At 67.4% G+C, this 25573-nt stretch carries 24 protein-coding genes and 1 pseudogene; 9 read left to right on the top strand and 16 right to left on the bottom strand.

Annotation, left to right across the window (positions count from 1 at the left end):
• Positions 1 to 10: 10 nt before the first annotated feature.
• The gene (locus tag ON40_RS14935) at positions 11 to 253 is read right to left on the bottom strand and encodes a hypothetical protein (RefSeq protein WP_040824057.1); all 243 of its coding nucleotides are present in this window, start codon (positions 251 to 253) and stop codon (positions 11 to 13) included.
• Positions 254 to 718: 465 nt separating this feature from the next.
• The gene (locus ON40_RS14930) at positions 719 to 1366 is read right to left on the bottom strand and encodes a TetR/AcrR family transcriptional regulator (protein WP_040822935.1); all 648 of its coding nucleotides are present in this window, start codon (positions 1364 to 1366) and stop codon (positions 719 to 721) included.
• Positions 1367 to 1525: 159 nt separating this feature from the next.
• Between ON40_RS14930 and ON40_RS14925 the strand changes: the two genes are divergently transcribed.
• Together ON40_RS14925 and ON40_RS56060 are read left to right on the top strand one after the other, a co-directional pair.
• Positions 1526 to 2905: an NAD(P)/FAD-dependent oxidoreductase gene (locus ON40_RS14925; protein WP_245567809.1), complete on the top strand. Its 1380-nt coding sequence runs from the start codon at positions 1526 to 1528 to the stop codon at positions 2903 to 2905.
• Positions 2906 to 3807: 902 nt separating this feature from the next.
• Positions 3808 to 4155, top strand: a pseudogene (locus tag ON40_RS56060) (AMP-binding enzyme); the annotation flags it as partial.
• Here ON40_RS56060 and ON40_RS14915 read toward each other — a convergent pair.
• A complete protein-coding gene (locus ON40_RS14915; protein WP_157186299.1) occupies positions 4148 to 5134 on the bottom strand; it encodes an FAS1-like dehydratase domain-containing protein in 987 nt (328 codons plus the stop codon). The pseudogene ON40_RS56060 and the gene ON40_RS14915 overlap by 8 nt on opposite strands.
• Positions 5135 to 5465: 331 nt before the next feature.
• On the opposite strand from ON40_RS14915, the gene ON40_RS51855 reads away from it, so the two are divergent.
• On the top strand, positions 5466 to 5717 hold the full coding sequence (locus ON40_RS51855; protein WP_157186298.1) for a hypothetical protein: 252 nt from the start codon (positions 5466 to 5468) through the stop codon (positions 5715 to 5717).
• 195 nt (positions 5718 to 5912) lie between these two features.
• Here the strand turns inward: ON40_RS51855 and ON40_RS49235 are convergent, their stop codons facing one another.
• Complete coding sequence (locus tag ON40_RS49235) at positions 5913 to 6059, bottom strand: hypothetical protein (protein WP_063713008.1); 147 nt, start codon at positions 6057 to 6059, stop codon at positions 5913 to 5915.
• A 248-nt stretch (positions 6060 to 6307) separates the two neighbouring features.
• Here ON40_RS49235 and ON40_RS14905 point away from each other — a divergent pair, with 248 nt between their 5' ends.
• Positions 6308 to 7996: a 4Fe-4S binding protein gene (locus tag ON40_RS14905; RefSeq protein ID WP_040822922.1), complete on the top strand. Its 1689-nt coding sequence runs from the start codon at positions 6308 to 6310 to the stop codon at positions 7994 to 7996.
• 16 nt (positions 7997 to 8012) lie between these two features.
• Here ON40_RS14905 and ON40_RS14900 read toward each other — a convergent pair whose 3' ends face one another.
• Together ON40_RS14900 and ON40_RS14895 are read right to left on the bottom strand one after the other, a co-directional pair.
• Complete coding sequence (locus tag ON40_RS14900; RefSeq protein WP_040822919.1) at positions 8013 to 8891, bottom strand: SDR family NAD(P)-dependent oxidoreductase; 879 nt, start codon at positions 8889 to 8891, stop codon at positions 8013 to 8015.
• A 154-nt stretch (positions 8892 to 9045) separates the two neighbouring features.
• Positions 9046 to 10515 (bottom strand): aldehyde dehydrogenase, encoded by a 1470-nt coding sequence (locus tag ON40_RS14895; protein WP_040822917.1) that lies wholly within the window; start codon positions 10513 to 10515, stop codon positions 9046 to 9048.
• A gap of 266 nt (positions 10516 to 10781) precedes the next feature.
• Between ON40_RS14895 and ON40_RS14890 the strand changes: the two genes are divergently transcribed.
• The 4 genes from ON40_RS14890 (at position 10782) to ON40_RS14875 (ending at position 14792) form a co-directional block, all read left to right on the top strand.
• On the top strand, positions 10782 to 11987 hold the full coding sequence (locus tag ON40_RS14890; protein WP_040822914.1) for a cytochrome P450: 1206 nt from the start codon (positions 10782 to 10784) through the stop codon (positions 11985 to 11987).
• A gap of 166 nt (positions 11988 to 12153) precedes the next feature.
• On the top strand, positions 12154 to 12702 hold the full coding sequence (locus ON40_RS14885) for a Cif family virulence factor (RefSeq protein ID WP_085997720.1): 549 nt from the start codon (positions 12154 to 12156) through the stop codon (positions 12700 to 12702).
• Between the two features lie 19 nt (positions 12703 to 12721).
• Complete coding sequence (locus ON40_RS14880; protein WP_083895645.1) at positions 12722 to 13297, top strand: TetR/AcrR family transcriptional regulator; 576 nt, start codon at positions 12722 to 12724, stop codon at positions 13295 to 13297.
• Between the two features lie 250 nt (positions 13298 to 13547).
• Complete coding sequence (locus ON40_RS14875) at positions 13548 to 14792, top strand: cytochrome P450 (protein WP_040824051.1); 1245 nt, start codon at positions 13548 to 13550, stop codon at positions 14790 to 14792.
• 82 nt (positions 14793 to 14874) lie between these two features.
• Here ON40_RS14875 and ON40_RS14870 read toward each other — a convergent pair whose 3' ends face one another.
• The 3 genes from ON40_RS14870 to ON40_RS14860 form a co-directional block, all read right to left on the bottom strand.
• Positions 14875 to 15507, bottom strand: a complete 633-nt coding sequence (locus ON40_RS14870) for an MBL fold metallo-hydrolase (protein ID WP_040822908.1) — start codon at positions 15505 to 15507, stop codon at positions 14875 to 14877.
• Positions 15504 to 16589, bottom strand: a complete 1086-nt coding sequence (locus ON40_RS14865; protein ID WP_040824048.1) for an S-(hydroxymethyl)mycothiol dehydrogenase — start codon at positions 16587 to 16589, stop codon at positions 15504 to 15506. Before ON40_RS14865 ends, ON40_RS14870 begins: the two co-directional genes overlap by 4 nt.
• Positions 16590 to 16664: 75 nt before the next feature.
• Positions 16665 to 17402 (bottom strand): glucose 1-dehydrogenase, encoded by a 738-nt coding sequence (locus tag ON40_RS14860; RefSeq protein ID WP_040822906.1) that lies wholly within the window; start codon positions 17400 to 17402, stop codon positions 16665 to 16667.
• A 116-nt stretch (positions 17403 to 17518) separates the two neighbouring features.
• Between ON40_RS14860 and ON40_RS14855 the strand changes: the two genes are divergently transcribed.
• A complete protein-coding gene (locus ON40_RS14855) occupies positions 17519 to 18595 on the top strand; it encodes an NAD(P)H-dependent amine dehydrogenase family protein (RefSeq protein ID WP_040822903.1) in 1077 nt (358 codons plus the stop codon).
• A gap of 63 nt (positions 18596 to 18658) precedes the next feature.
• Here the strand turns inward: ON40_RS14855 and ON40_RS14850 are convergent, their stop codons facing one another.
• From ON40_RS14850 to ON40_RS14820, 7 genes are read right to left on the bottom strand one after another with little or no spacing between them, the layout of a single operon-like run.
• Complete coding sequence (locus tag ON40_RS14850) at positions 18659 to 19273, bottom strand: hypothetical protein (protein WP_051193238.1); 615 nt, start codon at positions 19271 to 19273, stop codon at positions 18659 to 18661.
• Positions 19274 to 19317: 44 nt separating this feature from the next.
• Entirely contained in the window at positions 19318 to 20256 is a 939-nt protein-coding gene (locus ON40_RS14845) for an MlaD family protein (protein WP_245567808.1), read from the bottom strand.
• A gap of 14 nt (positions 20257 to 20270) precedes the next feature.
• Complete coding sequence (locus tag ON40_RS14840) at positions 20271 to 21386, bottom strand: MlaD family protein (protein WP_063713007.1); 1116 nt, start codon at positions 21384 to 21386, stop codon at positions 20271 to 20273.
• Positions 21383 to 22489, bottom strand: coding sequence for an MlaD family protein (locus tag ON40_RS14835; RefSeq protein ID WP_245567807.1), 1107 nt, complete (start codon positions 22487 to 22489; stop codon positions 21383 to 21385). The genes ON40_RS14840 and ON40_RS14835 overlap by 4 nt, the downstream gene beginning before the upstream one ends.
• Positions 22489 to 23511: an MlaD family protein gene (locus ON40_RS14830; RefSeq protein ID WP_245567806.1), complete on the bottom strand. Its 1023-nt coding sequence runs from the start codon at positions 23509 to 23511 to the stop codon at positions 22489 to 22491. The genes ON40_RS14835 and ON40_RS14830 overlap by 1 nt, the downstream gene beginning before the upstream one ends.
• A complete protein-coding gene (locus ON40_RS14825; RefSeq protein WP_040822894.1) occupies positions 23508 to 24512 on the bottom strand; it encodes an MlaD family protein in 1005 nt (334 codons plus the stop codon). The genes ON40_RS14830 and ON40_RS14825 overlap by 4 nt, the downstream gene beginning before the upstream one ends.
• Positions 24512 to 25570, bottom strand: coding sequence for an MlaD family protein (locus ON40_RS14820; RefSeq protein ID WP_040822891.1), 1059 nt, complete (start codon positions 25568 to 25570; stop codon positions 24512 to 24514). Before ON40_RS14820 ends, ON40_RS14825 begins: the two co-directional genes overlap by 1 nt.
• Positions 25571 to 25573 lie beyond the last annotated feature (3 nt).

Here is a 25573-nt window from a genome sequence, read left to right as displayed (position 1 = left end):
TTGTGGCCGATCAGCGCCAGAGACGGCGGCAGGGCAGCGGACGTAGTTCGGGCCGGATCTTGCGATCCACCGTTATGGCCAGGCCGCTGCGCACCGCTGCGGAGGCGAATTCGCATGCCTCGGTGTATGTTGCCGCGTATTCGAGAACGAGATCGCCGGTAGCGCCGGGGTTTTCGAAATACACGATGACCCGGCGGGTCGGTCGGTCACTGCACGTGCAGTTGCCGTAGGCGGGATGCGTCGTGCCCGTCATCAGCATGCTCCTTTGCATCGCGCTCCGGAACGACCCGGTCGACGGATCCTCGAAGCGACGGCGACGCACTCCACGGTAACTTCGCCGATCCGTGGTGAACAGGTTTCAGGACTCTGTTTTGGCAGGTCACAGCGTCCCCTACGCCGACTTGGTGCACGAGGACATCACAAGTGGCGCATCGGGCCCTGGAATGCCGGGCCTCGGATGGGAACCGCGCCGCTTCGCCGCGCGTGACGGCGCACCGGGTTCCTGCCGCATGTGCATCGGTCACCGGGCCACGCATCGGTCGGGCTCGACTATCACCCTGTGCGGCAAGGGGATTGCATCTTGCCGACCGGTAGGGTGGGGCATCCGGACCGGGACGGGCTCATTCGGGCGCACTGTCGCTGAGCAACGTGAGTGAGGTCGGGACGGTGCATGTTTTCCGGATGTGCGACTCGCTGTGCGGGCGAGCCGGTGGGTGGTTCAGCCCGAAGGCGTGGTCCGCTCGCCGTAGACGGTGAGCCAGATCGTGCGGCCCAGGGTGCGGGCCAGCTGGTCGTCGTCGGGTGCGGGATCGGCGAGGAATGCGTACTGGATGGAGCGTTCGACCATGGCGGTCAACACGATCGCGGTCGTGACGGGGTCGATCGAGGTATCGATGCGGCCGTGCTCCTGTTCCCGGATCAGCCGCTCGCACACCACGGTGACGAAGCGGGCGATCCGGCCCTGCCAGTACGCTCCGACCTCGCGGTCGTAGGCGGCGACCTCGATGAGCGCCTGCAGCAGATGTCCGTGGGCGCGGGCGCCGGCGATCATCGCGCGCATGGCCGCGCGCACGCCTGGCTCGCCCTCGGAATGGTCCTGGGACCACCAGCGTTCGGCGGTGCCGAACAGATCGGCGGTGGCGAGTTCGGCCATCCGGATCAGCAGACGGCTCTTGTCCGGGAAGTACCGGTAGAAGGTGGACCGCGCCATATCGGCCTCGGCGGCGATGCGCTGGACGGCGATCTCGGTGAAGGCTGTCCCGTCGGCCAGCAGTCGATCGACCGCGGCCAGCACCCGGCGTTCGATGGCCTCCCGATGTCCGTCGCGCTGCCCGCGCGCCCGGGAGGTCCGGGTCAGCGAGGGCATGAGCGGTGTGTTCGCAGTGGTGCGGGCATGCGGCCATTGTGCCGTAGAGATCGGCGGCGGTGTCGATTCCGGGGCGCTTGACATCATTGCGCCGACCTCTCATCCTCCTTTATAGGACATAGTGTCCGAACATAGTGTCCCGCCATCCTGGGAGGCGTCGTGGGCGCAGAACAAACCGATGTCGTGATCGTCGGAACCCGTTGTGCCGGAACGGCTACCGCGATCGCGTTCGCGCGGGCCGGTCGCCGGGTGATCGGCCTGGACAGTTCCTCGTTTCCCTCCGAGACGTTGTCGACGCATCTGCTGTGGTCCTCCGGGGTGTTCGAACTGCGGCAGCTCGGCGCGCTCGAGCGGGTCCGCGCCCTGGGCGCGCCGCGGTTGACCACGGGCATGGCGGTCGGCGCCGGACATACCGTGGCCGCACCGTTCACCCCGTACGGCGGCATCGACTACTCGATGTGCGTGCGCCGGGTGGGATTGGATGCGGCACTGGTGGATACGGCCCGCGCGGCCGGCGCCGAACTGCGCGAGCAGGTCCGGGTCGATGAACTCCTCTGGGAGAACGGGCGCGCGTGCGGTGTGCGGTACCACGATCGCGACGGAACCTCGCACGAGATCCGCGCCCGCCTCGTCGTGGGGGCGGACGGACGGCGCAGCACCGTCGCGAAACAGGTCGGCGCGGCCGCGCCGTACCGGCGATCGCCCAGTGGGCGGGCCTGCTGCTACGGCTACTGGGAGGACACCGCCGATCAGGACCGCTCGATCGCCGCGCAGTGGCGAGCCGGGCAGTTGCTGGGCACCGCGTTCCCGTGCGACGACGGGCTGGTGCTGTGCCTGATCCAGCCGCCGGTGCAGATGGCGCCGCGCGGCGTCGGCCGCGCCGAGCAGTCCTACCGCGACATGATCGCCGAAATCCCCGGGCTGGCAACGAGATTGACCGGAGCCACCCTGCGCGGGCGGATCCGCTCGGCGGTGGATATCGCTTCCTATTTCCGCCGCTCCACCGGGCCCGGCTGGGCGCTGCCCGGCGACGCCGGGCACTTCAAGGATCCGGTGACCGCGCAGGGAATTCGCGACGCCCTGCGCTATGGCAGACTGCTCGGCGAATCCACCGCCGCCGTCCTCGACGATCCGATCGCCCTGGACCGGCGCCTGGCCGAGTGGGAGCTGCGCCGCGAAGCCGACTGCCTGGAGATCTACCAGTACACCAACCGCCTCGCCCGTGGCACCGAGATGAACCCGCTGGAGATCGAGCTGTATCGCGAGGCCGCAGCCGATCCGGCACTGGCCGTCGCGGTGATGGAAACGATCTCGCGCGTGCGCGCACCACGTCACATGATCGACCCGCCCCGCAAACTCCTGCTCGCAGCACGGGCCCTGCGCCACGCCGACGATCCCCGAACAGCACTCGAGGCGATCGCCCTCGAAGCCCGCGACACCTTCACCGAGCGCTGCGAACGCATCCGCGCCTACCGCTCCGGCCTGGTGCCACTACCCGCGGTGTCCGCGGAATCCCTTCCAGCCGTGACGCATTCATAGCCGGAGTCCGCGGCTACGCTGTCATCGCCGGTGACGTATCGCGGCACCTGCGCGGCCTCGGTGCGCAGTATGTGTCGCGATGCGTGCGCTATCAGCCAGTGGACGTCCCAACGCTGCGCCACGCACTCGGCTCGGGGATCGAGGCCGGATCCAGCGGGGCCGGATCGCCCGCCGCTGGGATGGGCGGTGGTGTCCCGTTCGAATTTCTGATCCGGCCCCGGTGTGCGATGGGTGATCCGGGCGACGTAGTGACGGTGCACGACAGTGTGTGACGCGGTACTGGTGAGCTCTCCAGTAAGGCTGTGGACAGCGGAAATACGCTGGTGGCGGCGTTATGTTCGGATCATCGCCGGGCAGTGGCGCCGGGCCGATGGGAGTGCGCGCAGATGGTTACCGAAGTTGTCGAAACCACCGTGGATATGCCGGTTCCGCTCGATCGCATCTGGGAAGCTCTGATCGATCCGGCCACCTATGCGCGGATGTTCCGGGGGATCGGGGACTGTCGACCGGTCGTCAGCGCGAATGAGCTGCGGGAGTTGGAATTCCGCGTCGGCACACTGGACGTCGGTGTGCGCCGGGTGGACGTGCGATTGATCCTCGGCCGACCCTACCGGGATTTCGAGCTGTACTGCCCCGCGCTGGGCAGTCTGGCCTCGGTGCGCCTGGGCGCGCGGCCGGATCACACCCATGTGGTGGTGACCGTCTTCGCCCCCGGACGTGTGCATCCCGCGGTGCCGGACCTGCCGAATTCGGCTGTGTCGGAATGGATTCTGGCCGGGCTGCGCCGGGTGGGCGAGGGCTGCGCGGGCGCGCGGACCGCCGTGGTGCAGGACGGAACCGGTGCGCCGGTGCGTCGGCAGGTGGTCGTGGCACGGCAGCTGCTGGCCTCCGGGGTCTCACACCGGTTGTTCGTGGCCGGGCGGTGCGACGAGATGGTCATCTCGGGCGGGGAGAAGTTCTTCCCGCGCCCGGTCGAGGAGGCGCTGGAATATCTGCCGCAGGTGCGGGAGGCGGCGGTGGTCGGCGTGCCGGACGCCGATTTCGGTCAGCGGATGGCGGCATTCGTGGTCAAGACCGAGGGCAGCGGACTGGATGCGCAGATGGTGCGCGATTACATCCGCAACCGGCTGGGCCGTTTCGCGGTGCCGCGCGATGTGTCGTTCATTCCGGCATTGCCGCGCGGTGAGACCGGAAAGATACTCAAGCGTCTGTTGATCATGCCGAATTCCGGCGCTTCGCAGATTATCTGACGGGGCGATCCGACCGGGTCGACGGTATCGCCCTCACCGGAACCGAAGCGCTCGCGCGCACGAACAATCGGCGGCCCGCGGATACGGCATTCACCGCGACCTCCGCCATTCCGGCCGAAACATCGATATCGGTGATTCGGCCCCGGAATTCGATATCGGCGACGCCCGCCGGGCCGCGCACACAATAATGGCTGAATTCCGCTCGGTAGGAGGTGACCGCCGCGGGATGTCCGAACCGGGAGCCGAGGTATCGCGCCATCCAGCCGAATCGGAGCAGACCCGGGGCCGCCCCGGCCGACGAGGTCCGATACGGGAGCCCGTCGTGCACGAGCCGGCGGAATCCGGCGACATCGCTGTGCCGTGGCCGAATGATGCTGTGCGGCAACTCGTCTCCGGGTGCGAGCCGATGGAGTTCGAGAGGTCCTTGTCGGTCGTGCGGCGTGCGGGTCACCGGGTGCAGCCGGGCCCGCGCGGTCTCCAGCGCCGGGGAGGTGGCGATGCGGTGCCCGAAGCGGTGCCCGCAGGACGGCAGGGTGCTCGTGCCGAGCTGCACCACGACTCCCGACCTGTCGGTGAGAACCGTTGTGACGCAGAACTTCTCGTAATCACTGAATTGTTCTGCCGATTCGGCGTACACATCCGTGGCGATCACGTCCCCGGCGACGAGCAACCGGCCGATCTGCAGCGTCTGATCGGTGTGCAGCAGCCGCACCGGCCCCGCGCCGTCCAGCAGCGTGGGCAGGATCCGGCGCTCGGCCCGCAGTAACAGCATCGAGGCGAAGGTCGGCGGTGCGGCCAGTCCCGCGAATCCCAGTGCCGCGACGGCCGCCGGATCGGTATGCGCCGGATGGTCGCCGCCGATCAGCTGTGCGAAGCGGCGGATGTGCTCGGGCCGCACCAGGCAGTGCTCCGCGGACGGTGCTCGACGGTCGTCGGGAAGATCAAGCCGGACAACGGGATTCGTCGTGCCAGAATGCATGGGATCTCCTCGGTGCACCGTACGGTGCGCGGCGGTGTTGGTTCGTCCGCCGGGCCCAGTGCCCGGCGGTGGGCCACCGCCGGGCACGGACCGGACTCCGCGGATGAGGTAGCGCGGAGTCATCGATCCGCGCGGACGATATCGGCGAACCGCAGCGGTCCGGGGGAGTCACCGCTGTGTGCGACGCATCGACCGCGCGGAAGATCGCGAACGGTCGTGGTGCTCGGCCGTGCCCACCGGACGGGGTTGGTCCGTCCGGTGGGCCGGGCGCCACATAGTAGCCGCGCTCATCGCCGACCCGACATCGGTGAGCGCTGCAAACGCCGGATAGGTGGCATTTCGCGACGCCGTCCGGGTTTCGGGAATGGTGGGGCAACCCGGCGGCGTCGCGTATCCGGATGGTCGAGCACATTCCCGACATCAACGGCTGGAAGTCGAAATGACATCACCATTGTGGCAATGTCCAGGGAAATCCGGTGATCGCCTCGGCATCGGTACGAACGACATCCGTCCGGATAACGACGGGAAACGGCGTCCGATGGAATTCATGCCGGAGATTCCGGCATCGGAAATTTTGATTTGAGAAGGACATCCAGATGATCAGTGTGCTCCTGGACATCGTGCACGTGATATTGGGAACCGGCAGTGCGGCCGTCACCGGTAGCGCGAATACCGGCAGCGCGTTCCTGTTCGGCTGACCGGCCGTTCGGGCGGTGTCGCGCCTGCCGGGTCGTCCCTGGGGCGGCCCGGCAGGGTGCGGACACCGTGTGGCGCCGAATCAGTAGGCGATGAAGAGGATCTCGTCGCGGCTGTAGTTGTGGTCCGGGTGCTTCTCGGCGAGATGAGATTGGGTCTTCTCGATCAGGTCGTCCTCGTCCGTGCCGCGGATGTACTCCCCGCACGGGCAGTTGAGTCGTGTCTTCATGGAATCGCTTCCTTTCGCGATGCGGTGTCGCCTGCGAGAGACGGCGCCGTCGATCTCAGTGCCGATTCAGTATGCGATGTGCCACATGGTCGATCGACCGGGCCCCATCGGTGAGGGTCGCGTATCCCCGTGCGGCACTGAGCACTGCGCCCGTGTAGAGGGCTTCGAGGTGTTCGGCGGCAGCCGGATCCGCCTCGGGCCCGAGCGCTGCCCGGATGCGCAGGCGGATCTGCGTTTCGGTGTGTGAGGTGAGCCCCGGGGCGTCGGTTCGCTCGGCCCAGCGCTGCTGCAACGATGCCAGCTGCGTCGCCGAATGCCCGGTCGACTGCATTCGCCCGCGGCCCGACGAGCCAGGTTTCGCCTCGGCAGAGCTGCTGCACATCGACCCCGACACCTGTATCGACTGCGGCGCCTGCGTCGAGGCCTGTCCGGTCGAGGCGATCCACGCCGAGGAGGATCTGCCGTCCGATCTCGCGCGATACGCGGACATCAATGCCGCGTACTTCCGGCAGCACCCGCTGGATCTGGGGATCAAGCCGGTGACGAGTCCGGTGCGGGTGTCGCGGGAGCAGGGTCCGCTGCGGGTTGCCATCGTCGGAACCGGTCCCGCCGCGTGCTACGCCGCCGAACATCTACTCGGGCGCGGCGAGGTGGAGATCGAGATGTTCGACCGGCTGCCCGCGCCCTGGGGGCTGGCGCGGTACGGCGTGGCTCCCGACCACTCCGAGACTCGCGGCGTGACGACGATGTTCGCCTCGGCCTTCAAACGCGATGCCGTGCGATTCCATCTGAATGTCGAAGTCGGACGCGATATCTCGCACCAGGAGCTGCTCGGGCACGCGCATGCGGTGATCTACGCGGTCGGCGCGTCGGGGGACCGGCGGCTGAACGTCCCGGGTGAGGATCTGCCCGGAAGTCACTGGGCGACCGAATTCGTCGCCTGGTACAACGGCCATCCCGACTACGCGGACCGGCGATTCGATCTGTCCGGGGAGCGGGCGGTGATCGTCGGCAACGGGAATGTCGCATTGGACATCGCCCGCGTGCTCACCGCGGACCCGGATGCCCTGGCGGGCACCGACATAGCCGATCACGCCCTGGATGCGCTGCGCGAGAGCGCGATTCGCGAGGTCGTACTCGTGGGGCGTCGCGGCCTGACCCATGCGGCCTACACCGGTCCGGAGTTCCTGGCCCTGGGCCGGCTCCCGGACGCCGATGTGGTCATCGATCCCGCAGATCTGGACGGCATCGACGCGATACTCGCCGACCCGGCCACCGATCCGGCGGTGCGGCTGAAACTAACTCTGGCGCAGGAATATTCGCAACGGCCCAGTACGGGAGCGAACAAGCGGATCGTTTTCCGGTTCCGCAGCTCGCCCCAGGAGGTCCTGGGTGAGGATCGCACGGAGGCGATCCGGCTGTGCCGCAACGAGATCCGCGACACGCCCGACGGCTCGGTCGCCGTGCCGACCTCGGAGACCGCGGATCTGGACAGCGGTCTGGTACTGCGCGCGGTCGGCTACCGGGGCGCAGCGATGCCGGACGTCCCGTTCGATCCCGCAGCCGGAGTCATCCCGAATGATGCTGGGCGAGTATTGGATTCGTCCGGAGCCGAGCAGCCGGGCGTCTACGTGACAGGCTGGATCAAGCGCGGTCCGCGCGGTGTCATCGGCGCCAACCGCGGCGATGCGGGTGAGACCGTCTCGGCCCTGGTGGACGATTTCCGCGCCGGACGGCTGGCGGCCCCGGCGGGTGACCGCGAGGAACTGCTCACCCTGCTCGAACAGCGTTGTCCGGACCTGGTCGACCGGGACGGCTGGAATCTGATCGACTCCGCCGAGCGGGCCAACGGCGCGCAATCGGGCCGCCCGCGAGTGAAATTCACCCACCCCGCGCAGATGCTGGCCGTGGCCCGCCGGACCTGGTGGCAGCGGTGACGGGCCGCGAGGCCCGTCACCGCTTCTCGAACAGCGAAGCCAGTTCCGCGACGGACCAGGGCGGTTGCTGGGCGTGATCGCGGTAACCGATCGCGGTCATAGCCGGGCGCGCGAAGGTGCCGACGAATCCGCCTGCGGCGATGAAGATCTCGCCGGTGACCGCGCGGGCGGCGTCCGAGGCGAGGAACAGGTACAGCGCCGCGGCGTACTCCGGCGGCGGCGCGTCGAGCGAGCCCTGCATGGTGACCTCGTCGAACAGACCCCGCCGGTGCAGATCGCGGATGTGCTCCTCGTAGTCCGGTCCCGTCGACAGCCGAGTCTTCGCCCCGGGGCATACGACGTTGACCCGGACGCCGGACTGTTTCAGCTCCGCGGCCATGGCCAGGCTGAGACTGGTGACCGCACCCTTGCCCGCCGGATACCCGGTGCCGCCGTAATCTCCGAGGTACGCGAACGATCCGGTGTTGACGATCGCCCCCGCGCCGCGCTCGGCCATCAGCGGTGCCGCGGCGCGGCAGGTGTGGAACACCGTAGAAAGGTGCGAATCGAGCAGGGCGCGCCAATCCTCGCCGCTCACATCGAGAATCGAGGATCGGCGCGGTTCGGCGATTCCGGCGCAGTTGATCAGGATGTCGATGCCGCCGTACGTCTCGGCGCAGGCGGTGATCAGACTTCCGGCGATCTGCTCGTCGGCCGCCGAACCGGCGACGCCCACCGCTCGCCCGCCCGCACCGACGATGGTCTCGGTGACCTCGCGCACCGACTCCTCGGTGCGCGAGTTGACCACGACACCCGCGCCGTGCGCGGCGAGCAGTTCGGCGACGGCCCGGCCGACGCCGCTGCCGCCGCCCACGACGACCGCGCCGCGGCCCGCTAGAAGGGGTGCTTCGGTCATGTCCGGCTCCTCACCGTCCCGGCCGCGCCTGGGCGTCCGGGCGAATCTCGGTGCGGGACAGCAAGGTATGAGCCACCGCCGGGGCCTCCCGCGCGGCCCACGAGCGACGGATGCCGGAATCGGCGCACCGATTCCGGCATCGAACGGAAATTTTTCAGGCGGGAGTGGCGACGAGTTTGGTCTCGAGATACTCCTCGAAACCGGCCACGCCCATCTCCCGGCCGATACCGGACTGCTTGTAGCCGCCGAACGGAGCGTCGGCGTTGTACCACTGGCCGCCGTTGATGCCGAGGGTGCCGGTCCGCACACCCGCGACCGCTCGCTCGATGCGCTCGGGGTCGGTGCCCCAGATCGCCCCCGACAGGCCGTACGGGGATTCGTTCGCGATGCGCACCGCGTCCTGGTCGCCGTCGTGCGCGATCACCACCAGCACCGGCCCGAAGATCTCCTCCTGCGCGACGGTCGCGGTGTTGTCCAGTCCGGCGATGACGGTCGGCTCGATGAAGAAACCGCGGTCGCGATCCGCCGGCCGGCCACCACCGGTCGCGAAGCGCCCGCCCTCGCGCAGCGCACTGTCCAGATAGCCCTGAACCCGCTCGCGCTGACGTGCGGAAATCAGTGGGCCGCAAATGGTTCCGGGGTTGGTCGGATCACCCGCGCCGAGCCCGGCCATGGCCTTGGCCGCGGCGGCGACCGCATCGTCGTAGGACGCCCGCGGCACCACCAGCCGCGTGGTCAGGGCGCAGCCCTGGCCCGCGTGCACCGCGACCGAGAAGGCGGTGAAGCTCGCCGCGCCCGCGATATCGGCATCGTCCAGGACGATCGAGGCGGATTTGCCGCCGAGTTCGAGGAAGGTGCGCTTGAGCGTCGCCGCTGCCCCGGACATCACCGCGCGCCCGGTACCGGTGGATCCGGTGAAGGTGATCATATCCACCCGCGGATCCTCCACCAGACGCGCGCCGAGCGAATGATCCTGCGAAGTAACGATATTGAGCACACCGGCCGGAATGTCGGTGTGCTCGACGACCAGCCTGCCGAGCACCGCGGCGCACCACGGGGTATCGGGTGCGGGCTTGAGCACGACGGTGTTGCCCGCGGCCAGGGCCGGGCCGATCTTGGCGAGGTTGATCTGGTGCGGGAAGTTCCACGGCGTGATCGCCCCGACGACGCCCACCGCCTCGCGGCGGATGACGCGGCGGCTCGAGATGCCCATGGTCTCGCCGAGACCGAGATCGGTCTGCCAGCTGTAACTTTCGGCCAGATCGGCCGCGAAGGACAGATCGGCGACCGGCCCCTCGAGCTGGGGTCCGCTGGTGAGCATGACCGGGGCGCCGACCTCGGCGATGGTGATCTCGCGCAGTTCTTCGATATGGGCCTGCATGGCGTCGCGCAGCTGGCGGACGCAGTGGGCGCGGAACGCGTGATCGCGGGACCAGTCGGTGTCGTCGAAAGCTGCCCGAGCCGCGGCGATGGCCGCATCCATATCCTCGGGCGAGGCGTCGGCGGCGTGGCCGAGCACCTCTTCGGTGGCGGGGTTGATCGTCGCGAAGACGCCCGAGCCGCCGGGGACCAGTTTGCCGCCGATCAGCAGGGGAGTGTCGTCCGCGGGGACGAGACCGTTCATCTGTCATCTCCGATGCGTGTCTGGACAGGTGTTCGGAATATAATTCGGTTTACCGGCCGGATGCAAGGAGCGCCCGGAAAACCCCACGTGCTCGGGCATTTCGAATTCGGCCGTCGCGGTCGCGCGCAAGCCGCGGTGCGGGGTGCCCGTTGTGGCGAGCTGGTGTCGGTGATACCGTCCAGACACATGTCCAGCTATGTGTCTCTCGGTATCCGGGCCTCGGTCCGGTTCCGAAGGTACGCGTTCACGAATTCGAGGTATGCGTGATGACGTCGGCATCGTTGGAGCCGTTCACGTTCGATCCGTACGACTACCGGCTCCACGACGACCCGTACCCGACCTACGAGCGCCTGCGCGCCGATGCGCCGTTGTATCACAATCCGGATCTGGGATTCTGGGCGCTGTCCCGGCATGCGGACGTCATCACCGGATTCCGGGACAATGTGCGGCTGTCGAGCGCTATGGGAGTGTCGCTGGATCCGGCCGCGTGGGGGCCGCACGCGCACAAGACCATGTCGTTCCTGGCCATGGACGATCCGCGGCACGTGCGCATGCGCCGTCTGGTCTACAAGGGGTTCACGCCGCGGCGCGTCACCGAGATGGACGCCCGCATCCACGAGTTGACCCTGGAGCATCTGGAACCGGCGCTCGAGCGCGGAAACTTCGACTGGATCGAGGATTTCGCCGGGAAGCTGCCGATGGACGTGATCTCCGAACTCATGGGCGTGCCCGAATCCGATCGCGCCGAGGTTCGCCGGCTCGCGGATCTGGTGGTGCATCGCGACGAGGGCGTGCTCGATGTCCCCGTGCCCGCGATCGAGGCGGCGCTGTCGCTGATCACCTACTACAGCGAGATGGTCGAGGCGCGGCGGTCGAATCCGTCCGAGGATCTGACCTCCGCACTGCTCGATGCCGAGATCGATGGTGACCGACTGTCGGCCGAGGAGATCATCGGGTTCATGTTCCTGATGGTCGTCGCCGGGAACGAGACCACGACCAAACTGCTCGGCAACGCGCTGTACTGGGCCGGGCGCAATCCGGCCGAATACGCGAAGGTCCGGGCCGAGCCCGATCTGGTGCCCGACTGGGTCGAGGAGACGTTGCGTTACGACACCTCGAGTCAGCTCGTCGCGCGCAGCGCCGCGACCGATATCGAGATGCACGGGCAAACCATTCCCGAGGGTGCGAAGGTGCTGTTGCTGATCGGCTCGGCCAACCGCGACTCCGAGGTGTTCGACGACGGCGACACCTTCCGCATCGATCGCGCGGACAAGGGCAATCTCGCGAGTTTCGGTGCGGGCGTGCACTTCTGCCTCGGCGCGCATCTGGCCCGGCTGGAGGCGACCATCGCACTGCGCGAATTCAGCGCGCGGGTGCGCCGGTACGGTCTGGCCGAGACCGGGATCGAGCGGGTGCACTCCACCAATGTGCGTGGTTTCGCGCATCTGCCGATCCAGGTGGAGGTTTCCTGAGATGCCGCGTTTCGGCAGCCATCTGATCCTGGTCGAGGTGCAACCCGAAGCGCCGCAGCGCACCGCCGAATCAGCAAGCAGCGCTGGATGATCCGCGCATTCTCGCGTGCCACGCCGACACGTTCCTATACACATTCATGTTCTCCCCGACGAAAGGTCCACTGCCGTGCCGAAATTCGATCGCGCCGAACTCGACGAGATGGTCACCCGCTGGGAACAGGCCAACAAGGACTGCGAAGCCGCCGGCGACTGGCGTCCGCTGGCCGACTACTACACCGAGGACGCCACCTACGGCTGGAACTACGGCCCCAAACAGGAATTCATGGCGGTGGGCCGCAAGGAGATCCGCGATATCGCCATCGGTCTCGAGATGGACGGTCTGGAGGGGTGGAGCTACCCGTATCAGGAATTCGTCGTCGACGATCGCAGCGGCACCGTGATCGGCCTGTGGAAGCAGGTCAGCGATGCCACCCGGCCCGACGGCCGGAACTACTCGCCGGAGGGCATCGGCGGCAGCTGGTTCCGTTACGGCGGCAACTTCCAGTGGTCCTGGCAGCGCGACTTCTTCGACTTCGGCAACGTCAGCTCGCTGTTCATGGAGATGATCACCAACGACGCGCTGTCCGACGGCATGCGGCGGCGCATCGAGCGCACCGGCGCGGGTCCGCTGCCGGGCTGGTACAAGATCGGCGAAGCGCCCGTTCCGCTGTGGTGAGCGGGTATAGTCAAGACGCGTGTCCGAACAAGTGTCCACCAATAGGGAAGCCACACGTCGGCGTCTGACCGAGAAACAAGCCGACACCGTCGATCGCCTGACCGCGGCCGCTGTCGAGGTGTTGTCCCGGGAGGGATATCCGGGGACGACCATCCGGCTGGTCGCCGCGGCGGCCGGGGTCGGTACGGCGACCGCCTACACCTACTTCTCCTCCAAGGAGCATCTGATCTCGGAGGTGTTCTGGCGGCGTCTGGTCGCCGCGCCGCCGGTGCGGGTGGAGGGGGCGGATCGGGTGGCGCACGTGGTCGCGGTGTTGCGGCAGGTCTCGATGCTGGTCGCGGACGAGCCCGCGCTGGCCGGTGCGGTCAGCAGCGCGCTGCTGGGTGCGGATCCCGATGTGAAGCATCTGCGGGTGTGCATCGGAGTCGAGATCCGCAGGCGGCTGGGCGAGGCGCTCGGTTCGGGCGAACACGAGACCATCGCCATTCTCGAGGTGCTGTATTCGGGTGCGTTGCTGCACGGCGGTATGGGGTACCTGTCCTACGAGGAAGTGGCCGACTTGCTCGAGGCGTGTGCGCGTCGGCTGCTCGGCTGATTCGGCGACGAGTTCGTCTGCGCGGCGCCCGCCCGGTCGGTGGGTGCCGCGTTTCGTTTGTGCGCACGAAATCCGTCCGGATCCAACCTTGTCGTGTAAAGGTTTCCGTAGTAGCGTCCAGACACATGTCCACCATGTGTCCGGACATGCATAACTACCGCTTCGGGCGGTGTAGATCAGTGCCGCGGTGGCCAGCCCCGACGCGGCCGATATCCGGTCCACGACGACGTCGACCTTCCAGGAGGCAGCAGTGTCCGCGCCCTCGCTACCCGCAGGATTCGATTTCACCGACCCCGCGCTGTGGGAGACCAGAAATCCGGTCCAGGAGTTCGCCCAGCTCCGCCGCACCGCGCCGGTCTGGTGGAACGCCCAGGCCGACGCGCAGTCCGGCGGCTTCCGCGACGGCGGCTACTGGGTGGTGAGCAAGCACGAGGACATCAAGGAGATCTCGCGCAAATCCGAGCTGTTCTCCTCGCAGCGCAAGGGCGCGATCATCCGGCTGCCCGGTGAGGTCACCGTCGACCAGATCGAGCTGACCGGTGCGCTGCTGGTGAACATGGATCCGCCCAAGCACACCAAGATCCGCCGGATCATCTCCAAGGGATTCACCCCGCGCGCGGTGGAGAGCCTGCGCGAGGCGCTGACCGAGCGGGCCGCGGCGATCGTGCACGCCGCCAAGAAGGAAGGCCGCGGCGATTTCGTCGAGCAGGTCGCCTGTGAGCTGCCGTTGCAGGCCATCGCCGAATTGCTCGGTGTGCCACAGGAAGACCGCCGCAAGGTGTTCGAGTGGTCCAATCAGATGCTCAACTACGACGATCCGGAATACGGCGACACCAGCAACACCGATTCCGCGGCGAACGCCTCGATGGAAATCCTCGGCTACGCCTGGAACATGGCCGAGCAGCGCCGGGCGAACGCCCTGGACGACATCGTGAGCCAGCTCGTACACGCCGACCTCGACGGTGAAGCGCTGGGATCGGACGAGTTCGGCTTCTTCGTCATCCTGCTCGCCGTGGCGGGCAATGAGACCACCCGCAACGCCATCACGCACGGAATGAAGGCGTTCGTGGACAATCCGGAGCAGTGGGAGCTGTACAAGCGGGAGCGTCCGCGCACCGCGCCGGACGAGATCGTCCGCTGGGCCACGCCGGTGACGGTGTTCCAGCGCACCGCCACCGAGGACACCGAACTCGGCGGTCGGCAGATCCGCGCGGGACAGCGCGTCGGATTATTCTACAGCTCAGCGAATTTCGACGAGGACGCGTTCGAGGAACCGTTCCGCTTCGACATCATGCGCGACCCCAACCCGCACCTGGCCTTCGGCGGCACCGGCGCGCACTACTGCGTCGGGGCGAACCTCGCCCGGCTCGAGATCGATCTGATGTTCAATGCCCTCGCCGATGCCATGCCGGATCTGAGTCAGATCGCCGAGCCCGAGCGCCTGCGTTCGGGCTGGATCAACGGCATCAAGCACTGGGAGGTCAAGTACGCCTGAGCGGCGAAACGGCCGGGGCCCGAGCGAGATTCTCGCTCGGGCCCCGGTCTCGTCTTCGAGATAGGTTGTGCTGCTGGGGAAATCAGTGCCCGCGGGCGATCCACTCCTCCAGATGCGGGCTCTCGGCGCCCAATTCGGTCGTGTCGCCGTGGCCGGTGCGGACGGTCGTGGACGCGGGCAGCGCGAACAGTTTGTCGCGGATGGAGCCGATGATGGTCGGGAAGTCCGAGAAGGAGCGTCCGGTGGCGCCGGGGCCACCGGAGAACAGGGTGTCACCGCTGAACAACGTCTCGAGTTCGGGCGCCCACAGGCAGATCGAACCGGGGGAGTGCCCGGGGGTGTGCACGACCTGGATGTCGGTGCCTGCCACCGGAATTCGCATGTCGTCCGCCAGCGGGCCGAAGTCCAGTTCGGGATACACCACCCGCCACAGCATCTCGTCGCCGGGATGCAGGAGGATCTGCGCCCCGGTTTCGGCCGAGAGCTGCTGGGCTGCGCCGATGTGGTCGTTGTGCCCGTGCGTGCACACGATCGCGCGTACCGTGCGATCGCCGACCGCCTCGAGGATCGGGGCCGGATCGTGTGCGGCGTCCACGATGACGACCTCGCTGTCGTCCCCGGCGATCCAGATGTTGTTCTCGACCGCCCAGCTGCCGCCGTCGAGCTCGAAAGTGCCTGCGGTGACGACCTTCTCGATACGAGCGCCGGAACTCACAGCGTGACCACCGAGCGCAGCACCTTACCGGACTTCATGGTGGTGAAGGCCGCCTCCACCGCGTCCAGACCGACCCGCTCGGAGACGAACGCCTCCAGTGGCAGGCGGCCCTGCCGGTACAGCTCGATCAGCATCGGGAAATCGCGTTCGGGCAGGCAGTCGCCGTACCAGGAGGATTTCAGCGATCCGCCGTGCGAGAAGAAGTCCAGCAGCGGCATCTCGAGTCGCATATCGGGGGTCGGCACGCCCACCAGCACGACGGTTCCGGCCAGGTCGCGGGCGTAGAACGCCTGCTTCCAGGTCTCCGGCCGCCCGACCGCGTCGATCACCACGTCGGCGCCGAAACCGTTGGTGAGCTCCTGAATTCGCTCCACCGCGTCCTCGGAGGCCGCGGCGACGGTGTGCGTCGCGCCGAGCTGGACCGCGGTGGTCAGCTTGGCCTCGTCGCGGTCGACGGCGATGATCGTCGTCGCGCCCGCCAGGCGTGCGCCCGCTATGGCCGCCGCGCCGACGCCGCCGCAGCCGATGACGGCCACGCTGTCGCCGCGCCCGACGTTGCCGGTGTTCATCGCCGCGCCCAGACCCGCCATCACACCGCAGCCGAGCAGACCCGCGACGGCCGGATCGGTCGCGGAATCCACGACGGTGCACTGGCCTTCGTGCACCAGGGTCTTGTCGGCGAACGCGCCGATGCCCAGGGCCGGGGTGAGTTCGGTGCCGTCGGTGAGGGTCATCTTCTGCTCGGCATTGAACGTGTCGAAGCAGTACCAGGGACGGCCGCGGCGGCACGCGCGGCAGCGCCCGCACACCGCGCGCCAGTTCAGGACGACGAAATCGCCGATCTCGACGTGCGTGACCGAATTGCCGACGCGCTCGACGATTCCCGCGGCCTCGTGGCCGAGCAGGAACGGGAACTCGTCGTTGATGCCGCCCTCCCGATAGGTCAGATCGGTGTGGCACACGCCGCACGCCTGAACCCGCACGACGACCTCGTGCGGTCCGGGATCGGGTATGACGATGTCGACCAGTTCGACCGGCGCTCCGGTTGCACGAGCGATGACACCGCGCACGGTTTCGGTCATCGTCACCACCTTTCCCATGACGTGAGATGAGGATTCGGGTACCGCGGAGTCATCGTAGCCTCCGGGACGACGCGCTCAGGACTTGTGCGGAACCGCGGTGACCAGGCCGCCGTCCACGATGAATTCCGAACCGGTGGCGTAGGAGGATTCGTCGCTGGCCAGGAACAGCACGAAGGTGGCGACCTCCTCGGGCTGCGCGGGGCGGCCCAGCGGGATGGTCACCAGATCGTCGGGGATGTTCTCGGTCATCGGCGTCCGGATCAGGCCCGGGTGCAGGGAGTTCACCCGGATCTTGTGCGGCGCCAGCTCCAGCGCCGCGGATTTGGCCAGACCGCGCACACCCCATTTCGAGGCGACGTAGCCGTGCGCCCAGGGCGCGCCGCGCAGACCCTCGATGGAGGAGACGTTGACGATGGATCCGCCGCCCGCGGCGATCATCGGCTCGACCACGGCGCGCATACCGAGGAACGTGCCGGTCAGGTTCACGTCCAGGATGCGCCGCCACTTATCGATGTCGAACTTCTGCAGCGGACCGCCGTTGACGATGCCGGCATTGTTCACCAGGACGTTCAGCAGGCCGAACTCCTGCTGCGCGAGCGCGACCGCGGCATCCCACGCCTCGGGCTCGGACACGTCCAGGTGGACGAAACGTGCTGCCGCGCCGAGTGATTCGGCCAGCGCCTTGCCTTCGTCGTCGAGGACGTCGCCGATGACGACGCGCGCTCCCTCGGCCACCAACAACTGTGCGTGTGCCGCGCCCATTCCGCGAGCGCCGCCACTGATGAGTGCAACTTTGCCGTCTACACGTCCCATGGCGGAAACGCTAACATACAAATTGGAACCTGTTCCAGACTACTGTCCGGAAAACTGATCGGACTCTGGCCTGCGGTGTATGCGACCCGCGGCCACCTGCCCCTGAGGAGATATTCATGCCCATCCGCGTCGCTCACATCGGTACCGGCAATGTCGGCCGGCTCGCCCTGGCCGGACTGATCGAGAGTCCGCACTACGAGCTGACCGGAGTGTGGGTGTCCACCCCGGAGAAGGTGGGCAAGGATGCCGGAACCCTTGCCGGACTGGATGTTTCGACCGGAGTCAACGCGGTCGACTCGATCGGCGCCCTGCTGGCCACCGAGCCCGAATGCGTCGTGTACTGCGCGATGGGCGACACCCGCATCCAGGAGGCGATCGCGGACTGCCGCGAGATCCTGTCCGCGGGCGTCAACATCGTCGGTTCCTCGCCCGGATTGCTGATGTATCCGTGGCAGGTGCTGCCGCACAAGTACATCGACCCGGTGCACGAGGCCGCCAAGGAGGGCAACGCCAGTCTGTTCGTCACCGGTGTCGACCCGGGATTCGCCAACGATCTGCTGCCGCTGGCGCTGGCGGGCACCTGCCAGAGGATCGAGCAGGTGCGCTGTTCGGAGATCGCCGACTACGCCACCTACGACGGCGCGATCGTCATGTTCGACGTGATGGGCTTCGGCAAGCCGCTGGCGGAGGTGCCGATGCTGTTGCAGCCGGGTGTGCTGAGCATCGCGTGGGGTCCGGCGATCCGCCAGCTGGCCGTCGGCCTGGGCGTCGAAATAGATTCGATCACCGAGGAATACGAGCGGATTCCCGCGCCCGAGGCGTTCGACGTCGCGGCCGGGCGGATCCCGGAGGGCGGCCTGGCGGCGCTGCGTTTCCAGGTGCGCGGCATGGTCGGTGACGCACCGGTGATCGTCGTCGAGCACATCACCCGGTTGCGCGAGGATCTGTGCCCGGACTGGCCGCAGCCCGCCCAGGCAGGCGGGTCCTACCGCGTCGAAATCACCGGTGAGCCCAACTATCTCGTGGACATCTGCCCGACGAGCCGCAAGGGCGACCACAACCACGCCGCGATCGTCGCGGCCGCGGGCCGGATCGTGAACGCGATTCCCGCGGTGGTGGCGGCCGAGCCGGGTATTCGCACGACGCTGGACCTGCCGTTGATCGGCCGGCCCGGCGTCATCGCGCCGAGCTGAGCCGTACGGCCGTACGGCGGTGGCGCGCCCGCCAGCCCTGGGCGCACCACCGCGGTACGGCCGTCACTTGGTGGGCAACGCGTTCTCCAGGCCGCCCACATCGGTGATCTTCCAGCCGGAATCCCGATCGATCGTCAGCGAGTAGGTCACCGTGGTCTGTGCGCCGTCGGGGGTCTGCGCACTGGTCGAATTGACGTTCAGGTAGGCGTTCACCTTGTAGATTCCGCCGGATTCCGACGTCACCGCCGCCGAGAGCGGCGTGGCCTTGGAGGTCCACTGCAGCGGCAGCAGGATCTGCTCCAATTGCGGTGCGGTGGCGTCGAATTTGGCCGACAGCTGCGGGCTCGTGCTGGCCTTCAGCCGTGCGATCCACCCCTTGACGTCGTGGTAGTCGATGGTGGACGCGCCGACCGCGTACTTCGAGGCGATGTCCTGCGCATGTTTGTCGTCGGCCGCGCGGGCGTTGGTGTCCGCGATGGTCGACCGCGCGGAGAAGTACAGCCAGCCGAACACGATCGCCACGACCAACAGGGCGACGATCACCAGCGTGGTCAGCACCGTCGACAATCGGATGGCCAGGGTGCGGGGTCCCCGAGGTTCGGCGGCCGGGGCCGCGGACTCCTTTTCGGTATCGGCTGCAATCTTCTGGTCGGTCTTGTCGTCTGTCGCGGTGCCCATGGTGATCTCCTTCTGCCGGGCCGGCGTTGGTGACATCCGGACGGCTATTTGAGCTTTATCCGGAAATGCAATGTCCCGTCAGGGTCGGTGCTCTGCAGCGCCTGGCTGATCAGCGCGCTGATATCGATCCGGGGCGCATGGGCGACCGCGCCGTTCACCACGGGTTGCAGCACGGGCGCCAGCGGCGCGACGCCCGGACCGATCTTCTGCATCAGTGCATTCAGATCCTTCAGGAACGGCGCGAGCCCGGTTCCGGTGAAATAGTCCGGCACGGGACGTCTCCCGGCGAGAATCGAGCCGGACTCGACGATCTTGGTCAGCGATGTGCCGAAATCGCCCAATTGCGGTCCGGCCCCGGCCAGCGACGGCCCCACCCAGGCCATGTTGCCGCCCATGGCCTGCATATCGCTGAACAGGCGGCGGACCGCGTCGGTGCGGCTCAGCAGCGTGGCAGCGAGCAGATCGGTGGACCGCTGCAAGGTCTGCATCGCCGCGTCGGTCCCCGACAACGCGGTGTCGAAGGTACCCACCAGATGCGAAACCGCCTCGGGGTGAAGCTGATCCATCAGTTGCACCAGTCGCGCCGAGAGCGCGGTGATGGTCATCGGCATCTGGATCCGGTCGGCCGCGATCACCTGGCCGTCGCGCAGGTACGGGCCGTCACCGGTCGTCGGCGCGAACTCGATGTACGGCTCGCCGAGCGCGGAGAGCTGCTCGATGCGCACGGCGCTGGAGGCCGGGATGTGATAGCGGTCGTCGATCCGCAGGCGTACGAGTACTCCGGTGGCTTGTGTGCTCACCGCCTGGGTGCGCCCGACCTGGACCCCGTCGTACAGCACCGGGGAACTCGCGCCGAGCCCACCGGAATTGTCCAGCCGCATATCGGTGGTGAAGTAGCCGCGTCGCGGATCCAGATGCAGCACGCCGACGGTCATATAGGCGATGCCCAGCACCAGCACCACGGCGATCGCGGAAAGCGACACTGTCGCACGGAGATTCACCGGACCACTCCGATCATGCGCAGGGTGTCGACGATGCGGCCGGTCTGCTCGTCCGGTGACATCGCCGCGGCGGGAGCCGGACCGAGGCTCACCCCGACCATGTTGAGCTTGGGACCCCGATCGACGAAGGGGATGAGCTTGTTCTGAATCAGATCGACCAGTTTCGCGTAATTGGACGGCGATCCGGCATCGAGCGGATGAGCGCCGAACAGCATCGGCACCAGCGCGTGCACGGAGTTGTCGAGCGAACCGACCACCGGCCCGAGCCATTTCGTGGTGGAGGCCATCGGCCCGAGGGCGGTGAGCACGAAGATGACGCCGATCTCGGCGTTCATCACGTCGGTGGTGTGCTGCACCCCCTCCGGGGTGAGCAGGGGATCCAGTGTCGGGGTGTTCTTCAGCAGGCCGTCCTCGACGGTGGAGCTGATGCCGTTGACGACCTCGTGGATCGAGTTGGTGTGGTCGGCCAGATCACCCAGATCGAAGCCGAGGGTCGCGGCGATCCGCGCGGTTTCCTTCGGATCGCGGGGCAGGATGCCGTTCATCTTGTGCACGATGGCCTGGATGTCGGTGATCGCGCCGCTGCCGACGAAGGTGGACAGCCGGGCCAGGATGTCCTCGATCGGCGGTGACTGTTTGGTGTCGGTCAGCGGGATCGTCGCATCCGGCGCGATGGCGGCATCGGAGGTCGTGGACCCGGTGCGGGATGCGGCCGGTTCGGTGAGCTCGATGTGCACGTCACCCAGCGGGGTCTCCTGCTGCATCTCCGCGGTGGTGCCGACCGGCAGTCGCACCGCGGAGCTGATGTCGACATCGGCGATCACATATCCCTTGTGCGCGGGCCGATTCGGCGCGGCCGCAACGGGATCGACGAGGGTGACACGGGTCAGCCGGCCCACCCGCACGCCGTCGACGATGACCTTCGCGCCCTGCGGGAGATTGAGCACATCGGCGAATTCGATGCGCAGATGATAGGTCGGGCCGCCGACGCCCGTTCCGGGGACGGGGATGTCGGCCGGTTGGAAATCGCATCCGCCGCAGGCGACCGCGAGGGTGGCCGCGAGCAGCGCACTCGCGGCGACCCGCCGCGCGGGCAGGGTGGGTCGTTTCATTTCGCGCTCACCGCCGCCAGGAGTGCCGGTAGCGAGGGAACGGTCACCGACCCGTTGGCCGCCGTCTGACACCGCTGCCCGGTGATCGTCTGCGTCGCCGCGCACAGCTGCGCGGTGTTCGCTTGTGGCAGAACCAGTTTCGGCGGTGCGTAGCCGATGGTGAACTGACCGCTGACCGGGTCGATCGCACTGGCGAAACCGCTCGCGATACCCGGGGCCATGCGGATGATCTCCGCCAGCGACCCGACTCCGGCGCTGATCAGTTGCGCGAGGTTCGGAATCGAATCCAGCGCCCGCAGCGCGGGGGTGCCGAACATCATGATGACATCGTTGAGCTGGGGCAGCACATCGGTGAGCCCGGCGACCATCTGGATCACCGGCGGGAAGGCCAGGGTGTTGATATCGCTGAAGGTCTGGGCCAGCGGTATCAGGGTGGCCTGCACATTCGTCCAACCGTTGCGGGCCCGGTGCGCGAGGTCGGTCAGATCGTCCAGGAGCTTGCCGATGTGGCCGATCGCGGCGTCCGGTGAGTTCAGCGCCCGGCTCAACTGCAGCACAAGGGAGTTGATCTGCTCGCCGGAACCGGAGGTGGCGCGATCGAGCGCGTCGAGACCGGAGCCCACCGCGTTTCGTTGCGCGGGATCCTTCGCCGCGTCGAGCTGATCGGACAGTGCGGCCAGTGCGTCGAAGGTTTGCGAAAGGCTCTTGGGCGTCAGGGTTTTGGTGATGCACCGGCCGGAATCCCAGCCCGGACCCGAGGCGGGCTCGTCACCGATCAGCGCCAGGTTCCGATCGGCGATCAGGGTGTTGCTCACCGTCACCGCGCCCACGTCCGGGGGCAGCGTGCGATCGGACCGGACCGTGAAACGCACCCGGGCCGCGGGCCCGTCGGGTTCGATGCTGGTCACCTTGCCGACCTGCACGCCCATGATGGTGACCGCGCTGTCCTTGTACAGGCCGATGCTGTCCGGCATGTCGGCGCAGTAACTGCGTTCGCCCGGACCGGATCTGGTGAGTTCCAGCCCGACGCCCGCCACGAGCACCAGCACGACGATCACCGCGGCGGACATCAGCCCGCGCGAGCCCAGAATCTTTGCCAGCATCAGCATCCCCCTCCGAGAACCGGAACGCAGATGTCGGTGGTCGTGGCCGCGGACTGGTCCACCGTCACACCGTTACCGGACTGGGTGAACGGAACCAGATGTTGCTCGAGGGTGTGCAGCGAATCCAGCAGGGCGTTCATCTTGCCGCCGAGTTCCTGGAGTTTGGGTATGGCGTCGGCGAGTGGCTGCGCGCGTTCCTTCAACGACCTGTCCCAGGCCCGCCCGAACGGACTGAAATCCTGGACGACCTCCGCGAGCCAGTGCAGCGCCTGAGTGAGCTGATCGCGGTTGTTCGCCACGAGTATCTCGAGGGTGCGGAAGCTGGTGAGCAGCCGCACCAGGACATCGGAATTCTTGTTCAGGGCAGTGAGGTACTCGTCGGCCAGCGACAGGGTGCGCGAGATGTCCGCATTCTGCCTGTCCATGATCCCGGTCAGATCGCCCGCCGCGCGGATGGCGACGCGCAGCGCGTCCGGGCTCGCGTTCACCGAGGAGCTCAGCGCGGCGAGATCGCGGCGGATGACATCACCGTCGGCGTTCTGGATCGGGGTGATCGCGTCCTGGAACGCCTGAGTCAGGTTGTAGGGCAGGATGACTCGCTGCGCGGGAATCACCTTCGACCCGAGCGGCTGGGTCCCCGCCGGTTCCACCGCGAGGTAATATCCGCCGACGATCGTGAGCATGCGGATCCCGAGTGTGGTCTGATCCCCGAGGAATACACCGTTCTGGACGGTGAACTTCATCCGGACCCGATCGCGCAGCAGGTCCACCGCGGTCACCTTCCCGACGGGGATCCCGGCGATGCGCACGTCGTCGCCGGTGCGCACGGATTGGGCGTCGGTCACCTCCGCGGTGTAGGTGCGGGTCGGGGTGGTGCCGACGATATCGATCACGCCGATGGCCACGACCAGGACGATCACCGCGCAGAGTCCGGCGATACCCCACCGCAGGTCGCGTCCGGTGCCGCGCAATGCGGTGCGAACAGTGTCGAGGCGCAACGTCATTCGAGCTTTCGTGATCATCGGTGGCACAGTGTGATCCGCTGTCCGGCGATGAGCGCCGAGATCGGCGCCGGGGCGACCGCCACACCGTGCGAGCAGGTCGTCTTCGCCCCGGGACCGGTCGGGGGAATGGTTGCGGCCATGGTCTGGACGAGTCCGGGCAGTCGCCCGAGCACCGCGGTGGCCTGGTGCGGATCGGGCAGGGCCCGGCGCAGCAGCGCGTCGAGGTCCTGATTGCTCTGACCGGTGACGCCCAGCACCCTGAGCATGTCGACCAACGGGCGCAGCACCGGCGGGATGTCGATGGCGAACTGGATCAGGCCGGGGAGCTTATCGGTGATGGTGACGAACAGATCCGTCAGATTGGTCATCAGTTTCATCGCATTGCCGGACTTACCGGCCAGATGCTGGGAGACCTGGGCGAAATTGTTCACCAGTGTCGACAGCACCGCCTGACGATCGGACGCGTATCGGCTCAACTTGTCGATCGCGCCGAGGGCGGGGCCCAGACCGGTGCCGTCGCCCTGGATGACCGCGAGCATGCTGCTCGCGAATTGATTGAGATCACCGGCCGTCATCTTCGCCAGCACCGGCTGCAGTCCGTTGAACAGTGTGGTGATGTCGAAGGCCGGAATCGTGTCCGCGGTGCCGAATACGGTCTTCGTATTGCGGTGTGCGCCAGGCTGATCGGGCTGCTCGATGTCCAGGTAGCGGAATCCGGTGAGGTTCTGATAGCGCACGGCGATCTTGGTATTCGTGAACAGCGGGTGGCCGCGTTTGAGGGTGAAGCGCACCCGCGCGAGGGTCCGGTCCAGCGTGACGTCGCCGACCTTGCCGACCTGGACTCCGTACAGGCGGACGTCGTCGCCCAGGCGCAATCCGTTGGCGTCGGTGAACATCGCTGTGTACGAGTCGGTTTCACCGCTGACCGGTCGCTGGACCAACCGGAACACCCCGATCAGCGCGACGACCATCACGAGCACCACGACGGCCACTCGGATGAACAGGGAACGGGTCGGCATCAGCGCGCTCCTGCGGTGGGACGGTGGCTGAGCGCGGCAGCCAGCGGTGCGGCGAGTCCGGGCACGGTGTCCAGTTCGACACGCGTGTTCAGCACCGGGCCCGAGGGGGAGTCGTGGAACGCGGCGTCGAGCCGGGCGAGCAACTCGCGCAACTGTTCTCCCGAGCGAGCGGGCGTGCCGACCGAGCCGGAAACCTGATCGAGAATCAGGCTCCCGAGGGGAATGAATCCGCCGAAGTAGTGATCGGAGATCCCGAAGGTCTGCGTGACGACCGGCAGCAACTGGTTCTGCACGCCGCCGAACATCTGCGTGAACCGGGTCAGCTCCGCCGATGTCCGGAGCTGCGTATTGGTCAGGTCCGAATGCAGCAATACCGCAGCCCCCGACAACATCGGCGGAACGCCATCCAGCGCCGATCCGAACTGGGTGAGCAGGAAAGACGGTGGGAGCCGCTGAGTTTCGGTGAACGAGCGGGCCGTGGTGCCGATCGCCTGCATGAGCGGAGTGAACGCACTGATGTCACGTGACATTGTGTTGAGCAACTGTGCGAGCTTGGGGGTGAGTACATCGCTGGTGAGCGTTCCGGTGGAATCCAGCAGGGCGGCGAGGGTCGCGTCGCTGACCCGATCGGCTTTGCGACCGGTGAGATCGACGGTCGTCCCGTTGGCCAGCGTCGTGCCGCCGCGCGCGGAATTCAGTTGTAGCGCAGTGATTCCGAAGAGGTTGCCGGGGGCGTAGTCGACGGTGAGAGCATCGGTCAGCCCGAACAGTTGCGAGCGCAGCAGGTTCAGCTCGATACGCTGGCGGCCTTGTCCGGCGATGGCGACGGAGTTGACCGAGCCGACCCGGACTCCATCCAAGCGCACGTCGGTTCCGTCCGCGATGCCTTCGCCGACACGGTCGGTGATGAGGGCGACATGGATTTCGTCTGCGGGCGGTGAGTCGGGCACGACACGCCAGACGATGAGAACCAGCAGCACCAGGACAACCGCGCTGATGCCGAGTGTTCGCGCGCGACGTGGTCCGACTTCGGTGCCGGGCAGAGCATAGGCAGGCATGAG

The sequence above is a fragment of the Nocardia jiangxiensis NBRC 101359 genome (genome assembly GCF_000308615.1).
GTDB lineage: Bacteria > Actinomycetota > Actinomycetes > Mycobacteriales > Mycobacteriaceae > Nocardia > Nocardia jiangxiensis.
The sequence above is the reverse complement of the archived record's forward strand: the minus strand, read 5'-3'. Positions and strand labels throughout refer to the sequence as shown.

Excerpts from the sequence above, each read along its gene's own strand:
- ON40_RS14825 (WP_040822894.1), bottom strand. The coding sequence starts at position 24,512 with ATGCCGACCCGTTCCCTGTTCATCCGAGTGGCCGTCGTGGTGCTCGTG.
- ON40_RS14820 (WP_040822891.1), bottom strand. The coding sequence starts at position 25,570 with ATGCCTGCCTATGCTCTGCCCGGCACCGAAGTCGGACCACGTCGCGCG.
- ON40_RS14840 (WP_063713007.1), bottom strand. The coding sequence starts at position 21,386 with ATGAAACGACCCACCCTGCCCGCGCGGCGGGTCGCCGCGAGTGCGCTG.
- ON40_RS14890 (WP_040822914.1), top strand. The coding sequence starts at position 10,782 with ATGACGTCGGCATCGTTGGAGCCGTTCACGTTCGATCCGTACGACTAC.
- ON40_RS14865 (WP_040824048.1), bottom strand. The coding sequence starts at position 16,589 with ATGACCGAAACCGTGCGCGGTGTCATCGCTCGTGCAACCGGAGCGCCG.
- ON40_RS14895 (WP_040822917.1), bottom strand. The coding sequence starts at position 10,515 with ATGAACGGTCTCGTCCCCGCGGACGACACTCCCCTGCTGATCGGCGGC.
- ON40_RS49235 (WP_063713008.1), bottom strand. The coding sequence starts at position 6,059 with ATGAAGACACGACTCAACTGCCCGTGCGGGGAGTACATCCGCGGCACG.
- ON40_RS14830 (WP_245567806.1), bottom strand. The coding sequence starts at position 23,511 with ATGATCACGAAAGCTCGAATGACGTTGCGCCTCGACACTGTTCGCACC.
- ON40_RS14930 (WP_040822935.1), bottom strand. The coding sequence starts at position 1,366 with ATGCCCTCGCTGACCCGGACCTCCCGGGCGCGCGGGCAGCGCGACGGA.
- ON40_RS14860 (WP_040822906.1), bottom strand. The coding sequence starts at position 17,402 with ATGGGACGTGTAGACGGCAAAGTTGCACTCATCAGTGGCGGCGCTCGC.
- ON40_RS14835 (WP_245567807.1), bottom strand. The coding sequence starts at position 22,489 with ATGCTGGCAAAGATTCTGGGCTCGCGCGGGCTGATGTCCGCCGCGGTG.
- ON40_RS14850 (WP_051193238.1), bottom strand. The coding sequence starts at position 19,273 with ATGGGCACCGCGACAGACGACAAGACCGACCAGAAGATTGCAGCCGAT.
- ON40_RS14935 (WP_040824057.1), bottom strand. The coding sequence starts at position 253 with ATGACGGGCACGACGCATCCCGCCTACGGCAACTGCACGTGCAGTGAC.
- ON40_RS14900 (WP_040822919.1), bottom strand. The coding sequence starts at position 8,891 with ATGACCGAAGCACCCCTTCTAGCGGGCCGCGGCGCGGTCGTCGTGGGC.
- ON40_RS14915 (WP_157186299.1), bottom strand. The coding sequence starts at position 5,134 with ATGCATTCTGGCACGACGAATCCCGTTGTCCGGCTTGATCTTCCCGAC.
- ON40_RS14855 (WP_040822903.1), top strand. The coding sequence starts at position 17,519 with ATGCCCATCCGCGTCGCTCACATCGGTACCGGCAATGTCGGCCGGCTC.